The following is an 18,785-nucleotide window of genomic DNA, read 5'->3' as shown; positions in this document are numbered from 1 at the left end:
CCATTCGCCTTGCTTCTCTCATTTATAAGGATACCAGTTACTACTTTCTTTAAAGATGTTTTCCGGAGTATACTTCGCTACTTCCTTCTTCGTCAGTTGTTTGGCCCACGTTACACGTCCTGTCGTATCAGCACCTGCACCGGTATTTCCAAATTCGGCATAACGAGCTGTTTTTTCGTTCTCCGGATTCTTCCAGTTGTGCCATCCTTCGGGGCGGATGTGATTACCAAACTCACAATTAATAAAGACCGTTGCGGCATAAGGACGCCACGGACGACCCAGATATACTTTTTTCACGTCCGGAGCAGCTGTCAACTTGCAGTTCTTGAAGACATATCCGAATTCTTCACTTTGTGGGGTTGAAGCGGCCGTGATATATGAATCACGTTTGCTATGAAGCTCACAATATTCAAATAGAGCAGTTGAGGGACCAAAAATAAAATCGGTAGTCCCCTCGATATAACAATTGGTAAATAAGAGCCGTGTTCTTTCAGAACCCGTATAAATAGTATCCTGATTTCCCAGGAAACGGCAGTTGACAAACATGAGCCTGTCACCTTCGGTATGAAGAGCTACCGCCTGTCCCAATGGAGCCGCATTATTCTCAATCGTCAGATCCTTAAAAGTAATGTCATTTCCCTCTACTTTTACTGTATAGGTACGAAATGTCCCCATCTTATTGATGTTGGCATGATCGTCATAAGTAATAATCGTTTTCTCTGCACTTTCGCCCACCAGTTGAACATTCTTTACCCAAGAAGGGATGACCAGTTTTTCTTTATAGACACCATTCTTGATAAATATAGTTACCGTATAATCCATAAAAGCGCGGACAGCTTCCACTGCTTCCTGAATATTACGATAGTCTCCTGTCCCGTCACGTGCCACAACTAACGTGTCTTTGCGTTGCTGTTGCTGTGAATAAACAGATATTGCTCCCACGCCAAGCAGAAGCAAACACATCATTCCTTTAAAAATAGTCCTTTTCATCGCCGGAAATTACTTTTGTAAACGTTCATATTCCAAGCTAGCCATAATAAAAGGTCCTACGGCTTTAGGATCGTTATTGCGGATAGTTTCATTTATATAATAGTCATAATCGCCGGAACGGTACACTTTTCCTCCCAATCCTGCTACTGCGCAAGCTTTGGTGATGGTTACCAATCCATTTTTGTCCACTTCGATAAAATTATCGAGAAATCCCTTATAACCTTTCAGCGCTACATCCAGATAAGATTTATCAATATATCCCAGACGGACTGCCTTAAAGAGCGAATAAACGAACATAGCAGAGCAGGAAGATTCCACATAATTTCCCTTGTCCCCACTCCTGTCCATTACCTGATACCATCCTCCTGTCTTCGGGTCTTGAAGTTTCTTCACCTGCACAGCCACATTATTCAGGATATCCAGCAGGGAATCTCTTCCGGCTTCATGCAGCGGAATAAATTCAAGTGCATCTACCAATGCCATTGCATACCATCCCATAGCACGTCCCCAAGTATGTTTCGACTGTCCGGTTACCGGATCTGCCCAACGTTCGGTACGACTTACATCACACGCATGGCGATAAAGACCGTTCTTAGGGTCATACGTATGCCGCGCACAGGTGATAAATTGGTTGATAACATCTGCATAGTCCTGCGGAAGATTATTACGGAAGGCATATTCGGCATAGAAGGGAGCTCCCATGTAAATTCCGTCCAGCCACATCTGATGAGGATAAATCTTTTTGTGCCAGAAACCACCGTCTTCATTGCGCGGCTGTCCTTCAAACTGGCTATAAAGCAGATCGAGCGCTTTTTTATATTTAGGATTCTTCGTTTGCTCATAGATACGGAAAAGAATTTTTCCGGAGTTGATACGGTCGAGACTATAATCAGTTAATTTGTAAGCGGTAATGCTGCCGTTCCCATGCACCATTGTATCTGCATACGCAATGGCATAATCACGAATTTTCTTGTCACCATAAGCATCATACACATCAAGCATAGCTCCCAATTCCAGTCCGTGGCAATAATCCCACTTCAATTTCGGTTGGAAATCGAGTTGCCAGGATTCCGGGCAACGGATCATTTCCGATTCGGTCATCCGTACAGACCAGGGCAACTTGCCGTCTACCTGTTGCGCCGATACCGGAACGGTCATTGCAATCAGCAGAGCCAATATAAAAAAATTAGAAAAAAGAGTTCGTCTCATGGTTTGTTATTTTAAGGATTAAACATACAAGTCTTTCACGCTACGAAAGTAGTGTTTTTCCTCCAAACCCGATAGGATTTTTTAGTCAAGTAGGTGCATTTTTTGTTTTTCGTGCACGGAAACGACCATTTTTGTGCACGTAAACGTCAAAAATGTCCATTTTTTATGCAATATCTGATAAATTAAGAGTTTCGTTTTGGAAGAAAGCGGAAAAGGTCGTACTTTTGGCACGGTTTACAACTAATACCCTCTGGGGGAAACACAGGTAATTTATCATTAAAACAGAGAAAAAATAGAACAGAATGGAAGAAGTATTCAAGTACATTATCGGTCTTGGAGCGGCAGTGATGATGCCGGTCATTTTCACAATCTTAGGAGTATGTATCGGTATTAAATTCTCTAAAGCGCTGAAAAGCGGTTTATTGGTAGGTGTCGGTTTCGTCGGTTTATCAGTAGTCACAGCGTTGCTTACCAGCAGCCTGGGCCCTGCACTAAGTAAAATGGTAGAAATCTACGGATTGGAACTGGGTATTTTCGACATGGGATGGCCCTCTGCAGCAGCAGTTGCCTACAACACATCTGTCGGTGCTTTTATTATTCCGGTTTGTCTGGGTGTTAATTTGCTGATGTTGCTTACTAAAACAACCCGCACTGTCAACATCGACCTTTGGAACTACTGGCATTTCGCCTTTATCGGAGCGATCGTTTATTTTGCTTCCGACAATATCTTCTGGGGATTTTTCGCTGCAATCATCTGCTACATCATTACACTGGTAATGGCGGATATGACTGCTCCCGCTTTCCAAAAGTTCTATGATAAAATGGAGGGTATCTCTATTCCACAGCCTTTCTGCCAAAGTTTTGTTCCGTTTGCTATTGTAATCAACAAACTACTTGATAAAATTCCGGGATTCGACAAACTGAATATCGATTCTGAAGGTATGAAAAAGAAATTCGGATTGATGGGTGAACCGTTGTTTCTGGGTATAGTCATCGGTTGCGGTATCGGAGCACTGGGTTGTGCCAGTTGGAAAGAAGTATTGGACAGTATTCCGGGGATTTTAGGATTAGGAATCAAGATGGGTGCGGTGATGGAGTTGATTCCACGTATCACCAGCCTTTTCATCGAAGGTTTGAAACCGATTTCTGACGCTACCCGTGAGTTGATCGCTAAAAAATATAAGAATAACACCGGTTTGAGCATCGGTATGAGTCCTGCATTGGTAATCGGTCATCCGACTACGTTGGTGGTATCTTTGCTTTTGATCCCTGTAACGATCTTCCTGGCTGTTATCCTTCCGGGCAACCGTTTCTTACCGTTGGCTTCTCTGGCAGGTATGTTCTACTTATTCCCGATGATTCTGCCTATTACAAAAGGTAACGTAGTGAAATCATTCATTATCGGTCTGGTAGCTTTAACAGTCGGACTGTATTTCGTCACAGGACTAGCAGGTTTCTTCACGCTGGCTGCCAAAGATGTATATGCTGCAACGGGTGACCCGACAGTGAATATTCCCGCCGGTTTCGAAGGTGGAGCACTCGATTTCGCTTCCAGCCTCTTCTGCTGGGGTATCTTTCACTTGACTTACAGTCTGAAGATTATCGGTCCGGCTATCCTTGTCGCGCTGGCACTCGGTATGGCTGTTTACAACCGTATCCGCATGACCCGGAATGACGCGAAAAATGCATCAACCAATAAAGAATAATATAAATCCTATAAAGAAAAGATGATGAAAAAATTAGCAATTGCAATGATGTTGGGTATCGCAGCGATGTCTGCTTCTGCCCAGGTGAATTACAAGATGCAAGTGGCTTGCAGTCCGCAAGACGTGAAAACGTATGATACAAACCGCTTGCGTAGTAGCTTCCTGATGGAAAAAGTAATGGTTCCGAATGAAATTAACCTTACTTATTCGATGTACGACCGTCTGATCTTTGGCGGTGCAGTACCTGCAACCAAAGAACTGGTTCTGGAAACAATCGATCCGCTGAAAGCTAAATTTTTCCTCGAACGCCGTGAACTGGGTGTTATCAACATCGGTGGCGAAGGTATTGTAACTGTAGACGGTAAAGAATACACGCTGAAATTCAAAGATGCCTTGTACGTAGGTAGAGGCAAGCAGAAAGTGACTTTCAAGAGCAAAGATTCCAGCAATCCTGCCAAGTTCTACATCAACTCGGCGACTGCTCACAAAGAGTACAAAACTCAATTGATCACTATTGACGGACGCAAAGGCTCCCTGAAAGCTAATTCATTCGCTGCCGGAAAGATGGAAGAAAGTAATGACCGCGTTATCAACCAGTTGATTGTCAACAATGTACTTGAAGAAGGTCCTTGCCAATTGCAGATGGGATTGACGGAATTGAAACCGGGTAGCGTATGGAACACGATGCCGGCACACACTCACTCCCGTCGTGTGGAAGCATACTTCTATTTCAACGTACCGGAGGGCAATGCTATCTGCCACTTCATGGGCGAACCTCAAGAAGAACGTATCGTATGGATGCAGAACGAGCAGGCTATCATGTCACCGGAATGGTCTATCCATGCTGCTGCCGGAACAAGTAACTATATGTTTATTTGGGGTATGGCTGGTGAAAACCTCGACTATGGAGACATGGACAAGATCAAATATACAGAAATGCGCTAACCGTTGCGTATTCCTATTCATACATATAATCAATGATCCGAAAAACTTCATTCTTTTCTCTCGCAGGAGAAAGGGGTGAAGTTTTCCGGATTTTACATATTCTTCCCCCAAAGAACAAACACTTCGTTACCTATTATATAATAAGATGTAACAAAATCCATATATAATGCAACGAATAATACATGATTTTGACCAATTTTTACAAATAAAATTCAGTCGAAATGCCGACCTTTGTCAACGAAACAAAATCTATTTAAATCCATTATCATGAATGCATTTCAAAAAACAGGCGAAAAGATGACAAACTACAGGTGGACCATCTGTGCTATGCTATTTTTTGCTACTACAGTTAACTATCTCGACCGTCAGGTTCTCTCATTGACGTGGGACGAATTTATCAAACCGGAATTCCACTGGGACGAATCTCACTACGGTACTATTACTTCTGTTTTCTCCATTGTATACGCTATATGTATGCTGTTTGCCGGTCGCTTTGTCGATTGGATGGGAACTAAAAAAGGATTTTTATGGGCCATCGGTGTCTGGTCGGCAGGTGCTTGTCTTCATGCCGTTTGTGGCGTTATCACAGAAGCACAGGTAGGTCTGCATAGCGCAGCAGAACTGGCAGGTGCCACAGGAGATGTGGTAGTCACCATTGCTACAGTCAGTATGTACTGCTTCCTTGCTGCCCGCTGTATCCTCGCTTTGGGAGAAGCCGGTAACTTCCCCGCTGCAATTAAAGTAACTGCAGAGTATTTCCCTAAGAAAGACCGTGCTTACGCTACTTCTATCTTCAACGCCGGTGCTTCTATCGGTGCATTGATCGCTCCTCTTACCATTCCTATTCTGGCAAAAATGTTCGGTTGGGAAATGGCGTTTATCGTAATTGGTGGACTTGGTTTCATCTGGATGGGATTCTGGGTATTCATGTACGATGCTCCGTCGAAAAGCAAACACGTTAACCAGGCAGAGCTTGACTATATCGAACAAGACCAGCGCGAAGCTGGTAGTGCGCCGATGGCAGACGAAAAAGATGAAAAGAGAATGAAATTCTGGCAATGCTTCAGCTACAAGCAGACATGGGCTTTCATCTTTGGTAAGTTTACCACTGACGGCGTATGGTGGTTCTTCCTTTTCTGGACTCCGTCTTACCTGAATACTCAATTCGGTATCAAAACTTCCGATCCACTAGGTATGGCATTGATTTTTACGCTTTATGCAGTAACAATGTTGTCTATCTACGGTGGTAAATTGCCTACTATCTTTATCAACAAAACAGGTATGAATCCGTATGCAGCCCGTATGAAAGCGATGTTGATCTTCGCCTTCTTCCCATTGGTTGTATTGTTGGCACAGCCGTTAGGCACGGTTTCTCCATGGTTCCCGGTTATTTTGATCGGTATCGGTGGCGCTGCTCACCAGTCCTGGTCGGCTAATATCTTCTCTACTGTAGGTGATATGTTCCCAAGAACAGCTATCGCAAGTATCACTGGTATTGGTGGTATGGCAGGTGGTTTCGGCTCCATGATTCTTCAGAAAGTAGCAGGTAACTTATTCGTATATGCTTCCGGAACAACGATGGTTGACGGTAAAGAAGTCGAAATGACGAAAGAGTTGCTGGAACAGGGAGCGCAATTCGTACACCCTGCCATGACATTCATGGGCTTTGAAGGTAAACCGGCCGGATATTTCATTATTTTCTGCGTGTGTGCAGTAGCTTACTTGCTGGGTTGGATCATCATGAAAGCATTAGTTCCGAAATACAAACCTATCGTATTGGATTAATTCCATATCAATAGATACTATCCATAAAAACAAAAGAGTAATCCGTCGCCGGATTACTCTTTTGTTTTTTAACCAATTATTCAAAAAATGAAAAAAATAAAAAAGCCTCTTCTCACGAAGAAGGCTTTTTAGGTTTACTTATCCTGCATCATCCTCCTGCAAAATATTTAAACGTAACACTTAAAACAGTGTTTTTGCATTCCTATAATGAAGTATAGTAAACGTTAAGATGAAAAAAAAGGAAGTCTCACGACTTCCACAATTCTTCTAACCTTAAATCTAAATCTCTATGAAAAAAACGTGTTGCAAATATAGGCGTTTGTTCAATATAGAGGTGTTAATGAATTGCATAAAGAGAGAATAAAAACTAACATCTGCAAAATGATGCAATTTTTCAGGAGCCTTCTATTAATTTTAATAAACTTTTGTAGAGTGGATTACGTTCCAAGAGTTCGGGAACTCCTGTGATGAACATCTGTTTCCTCGCACGGGTTAAGGCAACATTCAGTTTCCGGTCAATCAAAACACCCTCTTCTTCCGTCAGATTGGATAGAAATTTTAATTGATAAGGGTAGTTGACACAGAAGGAATAGATTATTACATCACGCTCGCTTCCCTGAAACCGCTCCACGGTGTCAACCAGAATGCGATTCAGAACCGGAATACCTACTGATTCTATTTCTTTTTTTATCAATGCTATCTGACTCCGATAAGGAGTAATGATTCCTAAGGTACGGGATTCGTCAAAATCCGACTGATGGTGTTCATAAATGCGAACGGCTAAATCTGCAACGATACGTGCTTCCGAATAGTTGATTTTGGCAGACGCTCCTGCTTTCTCCGGTACAGAAGGATAAAAGGCCAAACGGCAGATCGTGTCCGAGTCCTCTATTTGATGAGGTAGTCCGACAGGAATCAGACGACCTCCGTAAAAAGTACGATTGGCGAATAAGGCAACCTCCGGATGCATACGTCCCTGACGACAAAGCATATCATAGGAACGCTGAATAGCGGACGATGAACTGGCTGCCGTACAGCTCCGGTAAAGGCGTTCAAACAAAGAATCTTTCAGATTACTCAACCCGATAGACAGTAATGATTCATCATAGATTGCCGCCTGTTCGGTGTTTTGCTGAACAACGGCAGGCAGTTGCTTATGATCTCCAATCAATACAAACTTATCAATTGCATTTTTCCCGTCTTCTCCACGGGCACAAAGAATACCCAGTAACTGCGGCTCCAATATTTGAGTAGCCTCATCAATGATAGCCACATCAAAGTGTTTCAGACGAAACAGTTCCGGTTTACCGGAAATAGCCGCTACGGTCCCTACGATAATCCGGCAACTCCGAATACGCTCGTAGACCTCTGAACGACGGTTGCAAGAAGATAACTCATTTTCAATCAGATGCTCGCGATAGGCTTCATCACAGGATAATTCGCTTCCCACCCGGATAAAATCAACTGCCGGGGCAATGGAAGCCAACGACTTGCATATCTCATCAACCGCCCGGTTGGTATAGGAAAGCAAAAGAATCTGCGCATCCTTGTCTGCATGAAAGGTTTCTACCATTTTCTTCAAGGCGCATGAAGTCTTGCCCGTTCCCGGAGGTCCGATAAGAAGGAAATAATCCTGTGCGGCTTTTGCTTTCAGGGCAACTCGTGCAAAATCATCCTTCGAAGAGGAAATGAGAGAATCCAATGATTCATCAAACCTCGGAGAACGCTGCGATAACAACAAATCCCGACGTTCCTGTGCGGCGGAAAGATAGGCATACAAGCCCTGATACATGGAACGGAATGTAGTATCCATGATATCATGTTCTATCGCATAGAGGCTTTCGGCAGGAAGCACGGATGGATTCTGCTGGGTAGCACGCAAACGAATACCAATTTCATTTTCTGTCAGGTATTCAATATTACCTTTGAAAACCATTTTATTGGTGACATTATCTGCATCGCAATTCCGTTCATAAAGGATAATAGCATCTCCTTGACGGAAATTAGGAAGAAAAGTTTCACTTTCAAGAGCTCTATTTCCGATTATCTTACTTTCAGAGACTTCCATTTTCAGTAATATCACTTCCGGTAGTCCCATTTACGGGGATCTTATTTGTCAAAGCATCCCCTGCTTTTTTCTTTTGAAAAAAAGAAAAAGTAAGTCCGGCTTTATGTTCATCAGCAGCATGATTCTCCTTTATTTTCAAATCATAAATGATTTCTCCGGCCTCACATTTCTCCGCCAACGTAGAGAGCCACAAAGAAGCTGCCCCTGTACGTCCTTCATAATCTACGTCACCGGATTTTGAGGTATAAAGTTCCTTTGTTATAAAGTTGTACACCGCATAGAAGTAATTCTTTTCCAATGAGGAAAGAGCTTTCAGCTTCGATTGGAAGTTATCAATAGAAGGACGCAGGTATGTTTCCCAGAAACGCCCTTTCAAGCCTCGCTCATTCAAGGTGGAAGCATTGATTTCTTCCAGTTTTTGTGACGTATACTCCAGACTGTTTCGTAATTGGATGCCATATTCATCGGCTACAATCCGGTTACGCAAATCAATCACCCGGCGCACCATCGCCCACGAAGGACGGGAAGGATAAAGAAGCGGATAGCGGGTATAAAGCAAATAAGCCTTCACTTTCCGGTGATCCATTCCCATCGAATATTGCAATACCGCCTGATAAAGCAACATCTGTACCTTATTATTCTCTTTCGGTTCTACCTTGCCCCGGATAGCATACTCGTCCGCTTTACCGGATTTCATTTCGATGAAAGAAGACATATCCCGCTGCATATAGTCAAGACGTCCCTGAAGTCCGAGTGCCTCACAGATATAAGATGGTTCGAGCACGGCATCTGTTTTGTCAAGCTCATAGCCGGCTGCATGAAAGGTGTCATTTACTATTTCACGAATATGATCGAAGTGCAATTTGCAGTCTTCAAAGAATTGGCGTTCTTTCTCCTTGTCTCGTAAATCGGAACAGGCGGCCAGTTCAATAGGATAACGCCGGAAGGCTTTCTGCATACAGGTACGATAGTCTATCTCTTCGCTCTTTGCATGAATCCATTCATCCAGAAAAAGGTTGGCTATATTTCCCAATAACAAAGGACGGGCATTTTCGATCGGTTGAAGACGGGAAAGAAAATAGTTGGCCGGATGGTGTCCGTAGTCACGGAAACACTCGGCAAGGGAACTGATGTCGAGCAAGTAATCCGGTTCGAGTACGATAAAAGAAGGGGTCAGGATTCCTGCTTCATCGATGGCTACATCCAATAAGTTGACTTGCGCATGACGCCAAAGCAGCTTGCACGTTTCTGCAAACTCTTCATTGATTTGGGGAACATTATAACGGACAAGGTATGGTTGCTCCGAAACTTCATCCAAGGGAGTCACATACAGATATTGTTCGTCGGCATACTGGAAACAGACACGCATCCGCTGTACCCGTTCGCGGGCAGGAGGCGCAACCAAATAGGTGGCATCCGCACGGGGAAGTAACCGATATAGTTCCGAAGGGATATCTTCTTCCAAGAGTTTACGGATAAAGAAAGCAAGGGTTTTCGCATCCCGCAAGAGTTGTTCCCGGTTGGGCTCTTGTTGACGGTTCAGGATAGCATTTGAAGTTAACCGGAAGGTATGCAGCCGGTTCTGCTCTGTAACAGAAAGACCCACCTTAGCCGACACAAAACTAATTCGTGCGGAAAGGTCGGTCATCTGTAAACTTTCGTTTTGCATTTGCGCGCGACAAATACGCTCCAACAAGTCGCGCATTTGCTTATATCCTACGGCAAGATAGGCGTCTTCTGCCCGGCAAACAGCTAAAAGTAATTCATAAGATTCTATCGCTTCACTCTTCGGACAGGGCAACGTCATCTCCAGCTTCATCTTCTACTTCCTCTTCGGTTTTCTTCTTGTCTTTTATCATCAAAATACTCATCTCGTACAACAGATAAAGTGGAATAGCTACGACACTTAAAGTGAAAGGGTCGCCTGTCGGAGTAATAATAGCTGCTGCTATCACGATAACAACCACCGCATGACGGCGGTATTTCCGCAGGAAGGACTTGTTCACCACTCCCATCAAAGAAAGCAGCCATGTAACCAATGGAAGTTCAAAAGCCAATCCCATGCAGAGAATCAGCATCATAAAATTATCTATATAGGAATTGAGTGACAAGATATTCTCCACTTCCGAGCTCAACTGATAAGTAGACAGGAAACGAAGTGTCAATGGATAAACCATAAAGTACCCCAGCAGAACACCGATGAAGAACATCAGCGTTCCAATAGTCAATGCTTTACGTACTCCTTTTCTCTCATTCGGATAAAGAGCAGGATTAATGAAACGCCATATTTCAAAGAAGAGATAAGGCATAGCTGTCACAACCGACATCCAGAATGCTGTCGACATGTGAATAAAAAATGGAGCAGCCAAGTTGATATTGACTAGCTTCACATAAAACTGTTGTGTAAAAAAATCATCGGTCAAATCAAATGTCTTCCCGATATGCCGTAATAAATCGTAGAATATGAAATCATTGTGGCAAGGTGCCAATATCACATGATCGAAAAGATAGGGCATAGCAATGAAGTAGCCTACCGCCAAAACAAACCAAATCCCGATCACCCGAAAAAGTACCTTACGCAGTTCATCCAAATGATCCCAAAAGGTCATTTCTGCCATCCGTACTTGCTTTACTTACCTGTGTCGGCAGGTTTATCCAGATCTTCTTTTGCCTTGTTTATTTCATCTTTTGCTTCGTTCACACCGTCTTTGAAGCTCTTCACGCCTTTGCCTAATCCGCGCATCAGTTCAGGTATTTTCTTTCCACCAAAAAGAAGAAGGATAACCAAAGCGATAATAATCCATTCGGACCCACTAGGCAAAAAGCCTAACAATAATAAGTTTGTCATAAGTTTATTTGATAAAGAGGTTTTTAATAGTTGCTGCAAATATAATCATTTTCACTACAGGTTACATGGATTAACACAGATTTTTATTCACCACAGAGGACACAGAGGGCACAGAGTCCTTTTTTCATGATACGCTGTCAGTATCTTCAGTATCTGATTTGTATCTTTGAAAAAGCTCCGTGTCCTCTGTGGTGAATTAATCTTGATAATATACCCGTTTCACTCGTGTCGATATACTTGTCAACACTTCGTAAGGGATTGTATCCAGCGTATCGGACAAAACCGTAATCGGAAGATCATCACCGAAAATGATGGCCTGATCGCCTTCCCGACAGTCAATGTCCGTTACATCTATCATGCACACATCCATGCAGATATTACCCACATAAGGAGCTTTCTTTCCGTTCACCAGGCAATAGGCATTGCCACGTCCCAAATGACGGTTTAATCCATCCGCATAGCCGATAGGAATAGCTGCAATACGCGAAGGGCGTACCAGATGTCCCATCCGGCTATATCCCACCGTATCTTCCTGGGGAACATCCCGAATTTGAAGAATGGTAGTCTTGAGCGTGCTCACATTATGTATAATCGAATTGTCTATCGGGCTAACTCCATAAAGTCCGATTCCCAAACGTACCATATCAAACTGTGCATCGGGGAAACGTTCGATTCCTGCTGTATTGCAGATGTGACGGAGAATCTTGTGAGAGAAAGCGGCCTGCAATTCCTGCGAACCTTTCTCGAACAATTCAATCTGTTCACGAGTGAAAGTGTCGAACTGCGGCGAATCACTTCCTACAAAATGAGAGAATACCGAACGGGGGATCACTGCACTCTGATTCTTCAGACGACGAATGAGCAATGGTATATCCTCTACCGCAAAGCCCAAGCGATGCATACCTGTATCCAGTTTCACATGAATCGGGAAGTTGGTGATTCCTTCTTTTTCTGCCGCTTTGATGAGCGCATCGAGCAGATGGAAATTATAGACTTCCGGTTCCAACTTATAATCGAACATGGTTTTAAATGCCGTAAGCTCCGGATCCATGATTATAATAGAGGCGGTAATACCTGCTTTGCGAAGTTCGGAACCTTCGTCAGCCACCGCCACTGCCAGATAATCGACATGGTGTTCCTGCAGGCTCTTGGCTATTTCGTACGAACCGGCTCCGTAAGCGAATGCTTTCACCATACAGATCACTTTTGTTTCCGGATGGCGAAGCATGGAACGGTAATGGTTCAGATTGGCGACCATCGCTCCGAGGTTTACTTCAAGGATGGTTTCATGTACCTTCAATTCAAGCTCTTCGGATACCAAATCAAAGTTGAACACGCGCGAACCTTTTACCAGAATTACTTCCGAATGAAGTGATTTGAGTATGCCGGATGTAAGAAGTGCTTCTGTGTTAGGAAAGAAGTAGCGTTCGAGATCGTCATCAAAACGAGCGGAACAGGAGGATATTTCCTGCCCTACACCAATCAGTTTATTTATTCCTTTACTCTGCACCAACTGTGCTACACGCCGGTAGAGCGTAGCGGTACTTTGTCCGGTTTCCAGTATATCCGACAGGATCAGTGTCCGCTTCAAGCCTTTCTTTTCCGAACGGCGTACCAGAAAGTCGAGTGCAATATCCAACGATGCCAGGTCTGAATTATAACTATCATTAATCAATACGCAGTTATTCTTTCCTTCTTTCACTTCCAGACGCATGGCAATCGGTTCGAGACGGGCCATCCGTTCGGTGATCTGGTCGGCAGGCGTCATCAGGTAAAGACAAGCTGCCAGGCAATTCAGCACGTTTTCGATGGAAGCGTCATCGATGAAAGGAATACAGAATGTATTATCCATTTCCAGATAACGATAGGATATAACGGTATGATCTTCTTTCTTGATTACACGGCTGATATACAACGGACGTTCAATATCCTTACAGCTCCAGGCTATTTCACGTGCGGTCAGCATTGATTTTGCGACACAATTACTGATTAATTCGTTATCACCGTTGTAAATCACTACATCGCAGTCTTTGAAAAGCGTCAACTTCTCCATACACTTCTCTTGCAATGAGAAGAAGTTTTCCTGATGGGCACCGCCGATATTGGTCAGAATACCAATGGTAGGCTTTATCATTCGTTTCAAGGCTCCCATCTCTCCCATTTCAGAGATGCCGGCTTCAAAAATACCCAGTTCTGCTTCTTCTGAAAGCTGCCATACAGAAAGAGGAACTCCGATCTGCGAATTATAGCTACGCGGAGAACGGACGATACAACGATCCGGACTAAGTAACTGGTGCAACCACTCTTTCACAATGGTTTTTCCATTGCTTCCGGTGATACCGATCACAGGGATTTTAAATTTATCACGATGCGCTTCGGCAAGCTTCTGCAAAGCTTTCAGAGGATTGGGAACGATAAGGAAATTGAGAGTTGAGAGTTGAGAATTGAGAATTGGCTGCGCATCATCATCCTGCCCAGATTTCTCCATTTTCAAATCTCCATTCTCAATTAATTTAAAGTCTTCTTCTGTTATTACAAAATTGCGTACGCCCCGGTCGTATAATTCGGAGATATAACGGACTCCGCTATTTCGTTTGGTAGTTAAAGCAAAAAAGAGAGTTTCTTCCGGAAAACTCAAAGAGCGGCTGTCTGTTAACAGCCAATCAATAGTCGCTTTATGTTTGCCTATACGGCGGGCACCGATACTTTGGGCTATGGATTCAATCGCATATGACATAGTTCTGTTTCTTTTTGAAAATCTAAGTACGGGTATTTTCCGATAAGTCGTTCTATTTTTAACACTATTTGTCCTAAAAAGCGTTGATACGCCTCTGACTCGGGGTGAAAGGGTTTATGTGCCAAGTCACGGCGGATGTCTTGCACTGCCATGATAACCTGCTTTGTTTCAGTGGAAAAGAAGGTTTCGGAGAAGCGCTCCCACAGGTAACGAATCGCCAGAGGAGACGGATGCAGCATATCGTCAGCATAGAAGCGATAATCACGCAATTCGTCCAATATGATCTCATAAGAGGGGAAGTAGAACACTCGTCCCGGGAACAGTTGCTGCAACCGGTCGATGGCGAGCAACAAGGTAGATTTGCTTAATTGGTTGGCGTGCATCCCGTCGCGTATATGACGAATCGGGCTGACTGTAAACAGCCATTTTAATTTCGGGTTATGGGCTGCCATTTCGGTGATGAGTGCTGTATAATCTTCTACAATTTCTTCAACAGTAAGCCGGTAACGTAAGAAGTGGTTTTCCGGCAGTTGATGGCAGTTGGCTACCACTTGTCCACTTTCTTTTTGTTTATAGACGTAGGCAGTGCCCAGAGTTACCATTAGCCAGTTCAATTCCGGCAGTCTTTGATGGGCGTGATGAAGACGGGCATTTATGGTATGCAATGTTTCTTCGAGCGTAAAAGCTGAAAAAGAGCCGTGATGCATCGGACTATGCCATAAGTCTTTGTAGGCAAACAAATCCTGACTGGTATATTCTTTATTTCCTATAATCTCTCTCAAAGCGGATGAGATGGACAAAGGATTATAAAGGATACCAAAAGGATTCAGATCCAGCTGAAACCCGGCATCTGTTAATTGTCTCCCGATATTTTCCGCAAAACAGGAGCCCATCAGAAGAATACGATCTGCATGACTGACAGGCGGCATCCCGGCAGGCAATTCTACAGATGTTTGAAAGTTCATACGATTTTCCATCATTTCATTACGTTTCATATGCAAAAGTAATCAAAAAACAATTTCCTACCTCTTTTTCCTCACGATTCAATAATCTTAGGGAGTACGGAAAAACAGATACGTCTCTATGCCGAATAAGATTTTATAAAAAAAAGGAGGCCGAATATACTTTCTTTTCGTATTTTTGCACTAAATTTCCTCGAATCATGAAGAATGAACCGATATATAACTTGCTAAACACTATCAATTATCCTGAAGACCTGCGAAAACTAGACGTGGAGCAACTGCCGGAGGTATGTAGTGAATTAAGGCAAGACATTATTAAAGAACTCTGCTGCAACCCGGGGCATTTCGCTGCCAGTCTGGGAACTGTGGAGCTGACCGTAGCTTTGCACTACGTCTACAATACACCTTATGACCGTATTGTATGGGACGTGGGACATCAGGCATACGGCCACAAAATACTGACAGGACGCCGTGAAGCCTTTTCTACGAACAGGAAACTCGGAGGAATCCGCCCTTTCCCGTCTCCGGAAGAAAGCGAATATGATACTTTCACGTGCGGACATGCTTCCAATTCTATTTCTGCAGCTCTCGGTATGGCTGTCGCAGCCGCCAGAAAAGGAGATGCCAAACGCCATGTAGTAGCCATCATAGGCGACGGTTCCATGAGTGGCGGACTGGCTTTCGAAGGACTGAACAATGCATCCGCCACGTCGAACAACCTGCTCATTATCCTGAATGACAATGACATGGCCATTGACCGGAGTGTAGGAGGTATGAAGCAGTATCTCTTCAACCTGACAACTTCCAACCGCTATAATCAGCTACGTTTCAAGCTCTCGCGCATGCTGTTCAAGCTCGGCATCCTAAACGAAGAACGCCGCAAAGCGCTCATACGTTTCGGGAACAGCCTGAAATCAATGGCTGCACAGCAACAGAATATTTTCGAAGGGATGAATATCCGTTACTTCGGTCCGATAGACGGACACGACGTAAAGAATCTGGCAAGAGTATTGCGCGACATCAAAGATATGCAAGGACCTAAAATCCTGCATCTGCATACTATCAAAGGAAAAGGATTCGGACCGGCAGAGAAGCACGCTACCGAATGGCATGCTCCCGGCAAATTCGATCCGGTCACCGGCGAACGTTTCATTGCTAACACTGAAGGAATGCCTCCGCTTTTCCAGGATGTATTCGGAAATACATTGGTAGAGCTTGCCGAAGCCAATCCGAAGATTGTCGGTGTCACTCCTGCCATGCCTAGCGGCTGTTCAATGAACATACTGATGGAGAAAATGCCCAAACGCGCGTTTGATGTAGGCATTGCCGAAGGACATGCAGTTACTTTCTCCGGTGGAATGGCAAAAGACGGATTGCAACCATTCTGCAATATCTATTCTTCTTTTATGCAACGGGCGCATGATAATATCATTCATGACGTAGCGATTCAGAATCTCCCTGTTGTTTTGTGCCTCGACCGCGCCGGACTGGTTGGCGAAGACGGTCCCACTCATCACGGAGCTTTTGATATGGCGTGTTTGCGTCCGATCCCCAATCTGACGATCAGTTCGCCCATGGACGAACATGAATTACGTCGCCTGATGTATACGGCACAATTGCCGGACAAGGGTCCGTTCGTGATCCGTTATCCTCGCGGACGCGGTGTATTAGTGGATTGGAAGTGTCCGCTGGAAGAGATTCCGGTGGGAAAAGGACGAAAACTGAAAGAAGGTAACGACCTTGCGGTTATCACTATCGGACCGATAGGAAACATAGCCGCCCGTGCCATCACCCGGGCAGAAGCTGATTTCGGTCTGTCTATCGCCCATTACGATTTGCGTTTCCTAAAACCACTGGACGAAGAGCTGTTACATGAGGTAGGACGTAAATTTCAACGTGTCCTGACTATCGAAGACGGGATTATCAAAGGCGGGATGGGTAGTGCTATCCTTGAATTTATGGCAGACAACGAATACAAACCAACCGTGAAGCGTATCGGTATCCCTAATATATTTGTAGAGCATGGTTCAGTGGCCGAACTATATCAACTGTGCGGCATGGATGAAGAAGGGATTCTGACTAAAATAAAAGAATTTATCAATTGACATGAAGATTATTATTGCCGGTGCCGGCAACGTAGGCACCCATTTGGCCAAGCTGTTATCGCGCGAGAAGCAAGATATCATCTTGATGGATGATGACGAAGAGAAACTAAGTGCTCTTAGTGCCAATTTTGACTTGCTGACTGTTGCCGCTTCTCCTTCTTCCATCTCCGGATTAAAGGAAGTGGGCGTCAAAGAAGCCGACCTGTTTATCGCAGTCACACCGGACGAAAGCCGTAACATGACTGCCTGTATGCTGGCTACCAATCTGGGAGCTAAAAAGACAGTGGCACGTATCGACAATTATGAATATCTTCTGCCCAAAAATAAAGAGTTTTTCCAGAAGCTGGGAGTAGATTCTCTGATTTACCCGGAAATGCTGGCTGCCAAAGAAATCGTATCTTCGATGCGTATGAGCTGGGTACGCCAATGGTGGGAGTTTTGTGGAGGTTCTCTGGTTCTGATTGGTACGAAGATGCGCGAAAAGGCTGAAATCCTGAATATACCGCTGCATCAGCTAGGCGGTCCTAACATACCTTATCACGTAGTAGCCATCAAACGCGGAACGGAGACGATTATTCCCCGTGGAGACGATGTCGTTAAATTGCATGATATTGTTTATTTCACCACTACCCGCAAGTATATTCCTTATATTCGTAAGATAGCCGGCAAGGAAGATTATGCCGACGTACGCAATGTGATGATTATGGGAGGAAGCCGCATCGCAGTCCGTACCGCACAATATGTGCCGGACTATATGCAGGTAAAAATAGTAGATAATGACCTGAACCGTTGTAACCGCCTGACAGAGTTACTGGATGATAAGACAATGATTATCAACGGAGATGGTCGCGACATGGATTTGCTCATCGAAGAGGGACTAAAGAATACCGAAGCATTTGTAGCTCTGACCGGTAACTCGGAAACAAATATTCTAGCCTGTCTCGCCGCTAAACGTATGGGAGTGGAAAAAACGGTGGCAGAAGTAGAGAATATCGACTATATCGGTATGGCGGAAAGTCTTGACATCGGTACTGTTATCAATAAAAAAATGATTGCTGCCAGCCATATCTACCAAATGATGTTGGATGCCGACGTGTCTAATGTGAAATGTCTTACTTTTGCCAATGCGGACGTTGCTGAATTCACTGTACCGGAAGGTGCTAAAATCACCAAACACCTGATTAAAGACCTGGGACTCCCGAAGGGTACTACCATCGGAGGAATGATCCGCAACGGAGAAGGTATCTTGGTGACGGGTGATACACAAATCCGTCCCGGCGACCATGTAGTCGTATTCTGTTTGAGTATGATGATTAAAAAGATTGAGAAGTTCTTTAATTAAGTATTAAGTATCAGGTATTAAATATTAACCGTAGCAACCCATTTTCACCGACTAATACTTAATACCTGATACTTAATACCTGATACTT

11 protein-coding genes and 1 pseudogene are annotated in these 18,785 nt (G+C 44.0%); 5 read left to right on the top strand and 7 right to left on the bottom strand.

The features are described from left to right. Nucleotides 1–18: 18 nt before the first annotated feature. Nucleotides 19–990: a pectinesterase family protein gene (locus NXX38_RS11975; protein ID WP_258979570.1), complete on the bottom strand. Its 972-nt coding sequence runs from the start codon at nt 988–990 to the stop codon at nt 19–21. A gap of 9 nt (nt 991–999) precedes the next feature. Then, the gene (locus tag NXX38_RS11970) at nt 1,000–2,199 is read right to left on the bottom strand and encodes a glycoside hydrolase family 88 protein (RefSeq protein ID WP_148366417.1); all 1,200 of its coding nucleotides are present in this window, start codon (nt 2,197–2,199) and stop codon (nt 1,000–1,002) included. Between the two features lie 302 nt (nt 2,200–2,501). Between NXX38_RS11970 and NXX38_RS11965 the strand changes: the two genes are divergently transcribed. The 3 genes from NXX38_RS11965 to NXX38_RS11955 all read left to right on the top strand — a co-directional run bounded on the left by NXX38_RS11965 (nt 2,502) and on the right by NXX38_RS11955 (nt 6,635). Beyond that, on the top strand, nt 2,502–3,905 hold the full coding sequence (locus tag NXX38_RS11965; protein ID WP_074636950.1) for a PTS galactitol transporter subunit IIC: 1,404 nt from the start codon (nt 2,502–2,504) through the stop codon (nt 3,903–3,905). Between the two features lie 24 nt (nt 3,906–3,929). Continuing rightward, entirely contained in the window at nt 3,930–4,850 is a 921-nt protein-coding gene (gene kduI, locus NXX38_RS11960; protein ID WP_148366599.1) for a 5-dehydro-4-deoxy-D-glucuronate isomerase, read from the top strand. A 267-nt stretch (nt 4,851–5,117) separates the two neighbouring features. Continuing rightward, the gene (locus tag NXX38_RS11955) at nt 5,118–6,635 is read left to right on the top strand and encodes an MFS transporter (protein WP_195648542.1); all 1,518 of its coding nucleotides are present in this window, start codon (nt 5,118–5,120) and stop codon (nt 6,633–6,635) included. A gap of 394 nt (nt 6,636–7,029) precedes the next feature. Here NXX38_RS11955 and NXX38_RS11950 read toward each other — a convergent pair. The 5 genes and pseudogenes from NXX38_RS11950 to NXX38_RS11930 form a co-directional block, all read right to left on the bottom strand. After that, nucleotides 7,030–10,522, bottom strand: a pseudogene (locus NXX38_RS11950) (AAA domain-containing protein). Then, nucleotides 10,485–11,321, bottom strand: a complete 837-nt coding sequence (gene tatC, locus NXX38_RS11945) for a twin-arginine translocase subunit TatC (RefSeq protein WP_167511837.1) — start codon at nt 11,319–11,321, stop codon at nt 10,485–10,487. The pseudogene NXX38_RS11950 and the gene tatC overlap by 38 nt, the downstream one beginning before the upstream one ends. Nucleotides 11,322–11,332: 11 nt before the next feature. Further along, the gene (locus NXX38_RS11940) at nt 11,333–11,551 is read right to left on the bottom strand and encodes a twin-arginine translocase TatA/TatE family subunit (RefSeq protein ID WP_117934729.1); all 219 of its coding nucleotides are present in this window, start codon (nt 11,549–11,551) and stop codon (nt 11,333–11,335) included. A gap of 196 nt (nt 11,552–11,747) precedes the next feature. Beyond that, a complete protein-coding gene (locus tag NXX38_RS11935) occupies nt 11,748–14,288 on the bottom strand; it encodes a bifunctional UDP-N-acetylmuramoyl-tripeptide:D-alanyl-D-alanine ligase/alanine racemase (protein WP_258979565.1) in 2,541 nt (846 codons plus the stop codon). Then, entirely contained in the window at nt 14,264–15,283 is a 1,020-nt protein-coding gene (locus NXX38_RS11930) for a GSCFA domain-containing protein (RefSeq protein ID WP_258979563.1), read from the bottom strand. The genes NXX38_RS11935 and NXX38_RS11930 overlap by 25 nt, the downstream gene beginning before the upstream one ends. Nucleotides 15,284–15,450: 167 nt before the next feature. On the opposite strand from NXX38_RS11930, the gene dxs reads away from it, so the two are divergent. Beyond that, nucleotides 15,451–17,355, top strand: a complete 1,905-nt coding sequence (gene dxs, locus NXX38_RS11925; RefSeq protein ID WP_217722044.1) for a 1-deoxy-D-xylulose-5-phosphate synthase — start codon at nt 15,451–15,453, stop codon at nt 17,353–17,355. Nucleotide 17,356: 1 nt separating this feature from the next. Next, the gene (gene trkA, locus NXX38_RS11920) at nt 17,357–18,697 is read left to right on the top strand and encodes a Trk system potassium transporter TrkA (protein ID WP_009000401.1); all 1,341 of its coding nucleotides are present in this window, start codon (nt 17,357–17,359) and stop codon (nt 18,695–18,697) included. Nucleotides 18,698–18,785 lie beyond the last annotated feature (88 nt).

It is taken from the genome of Bacteroides sp. BFG-637 (genome assembly GCF_024793605.1).
GTDB lineage: Bacteria > Bacteroidota > Bacteroidia > Bacteroidales > Bacteroidaceae > Bacteroides > Bacteroides vicugnae.
The sequence above is the reverse complement of the archived record's forward strand: the minus strand, read 5'-3'. Positions and strand labels throughout refer to the sequence as shown.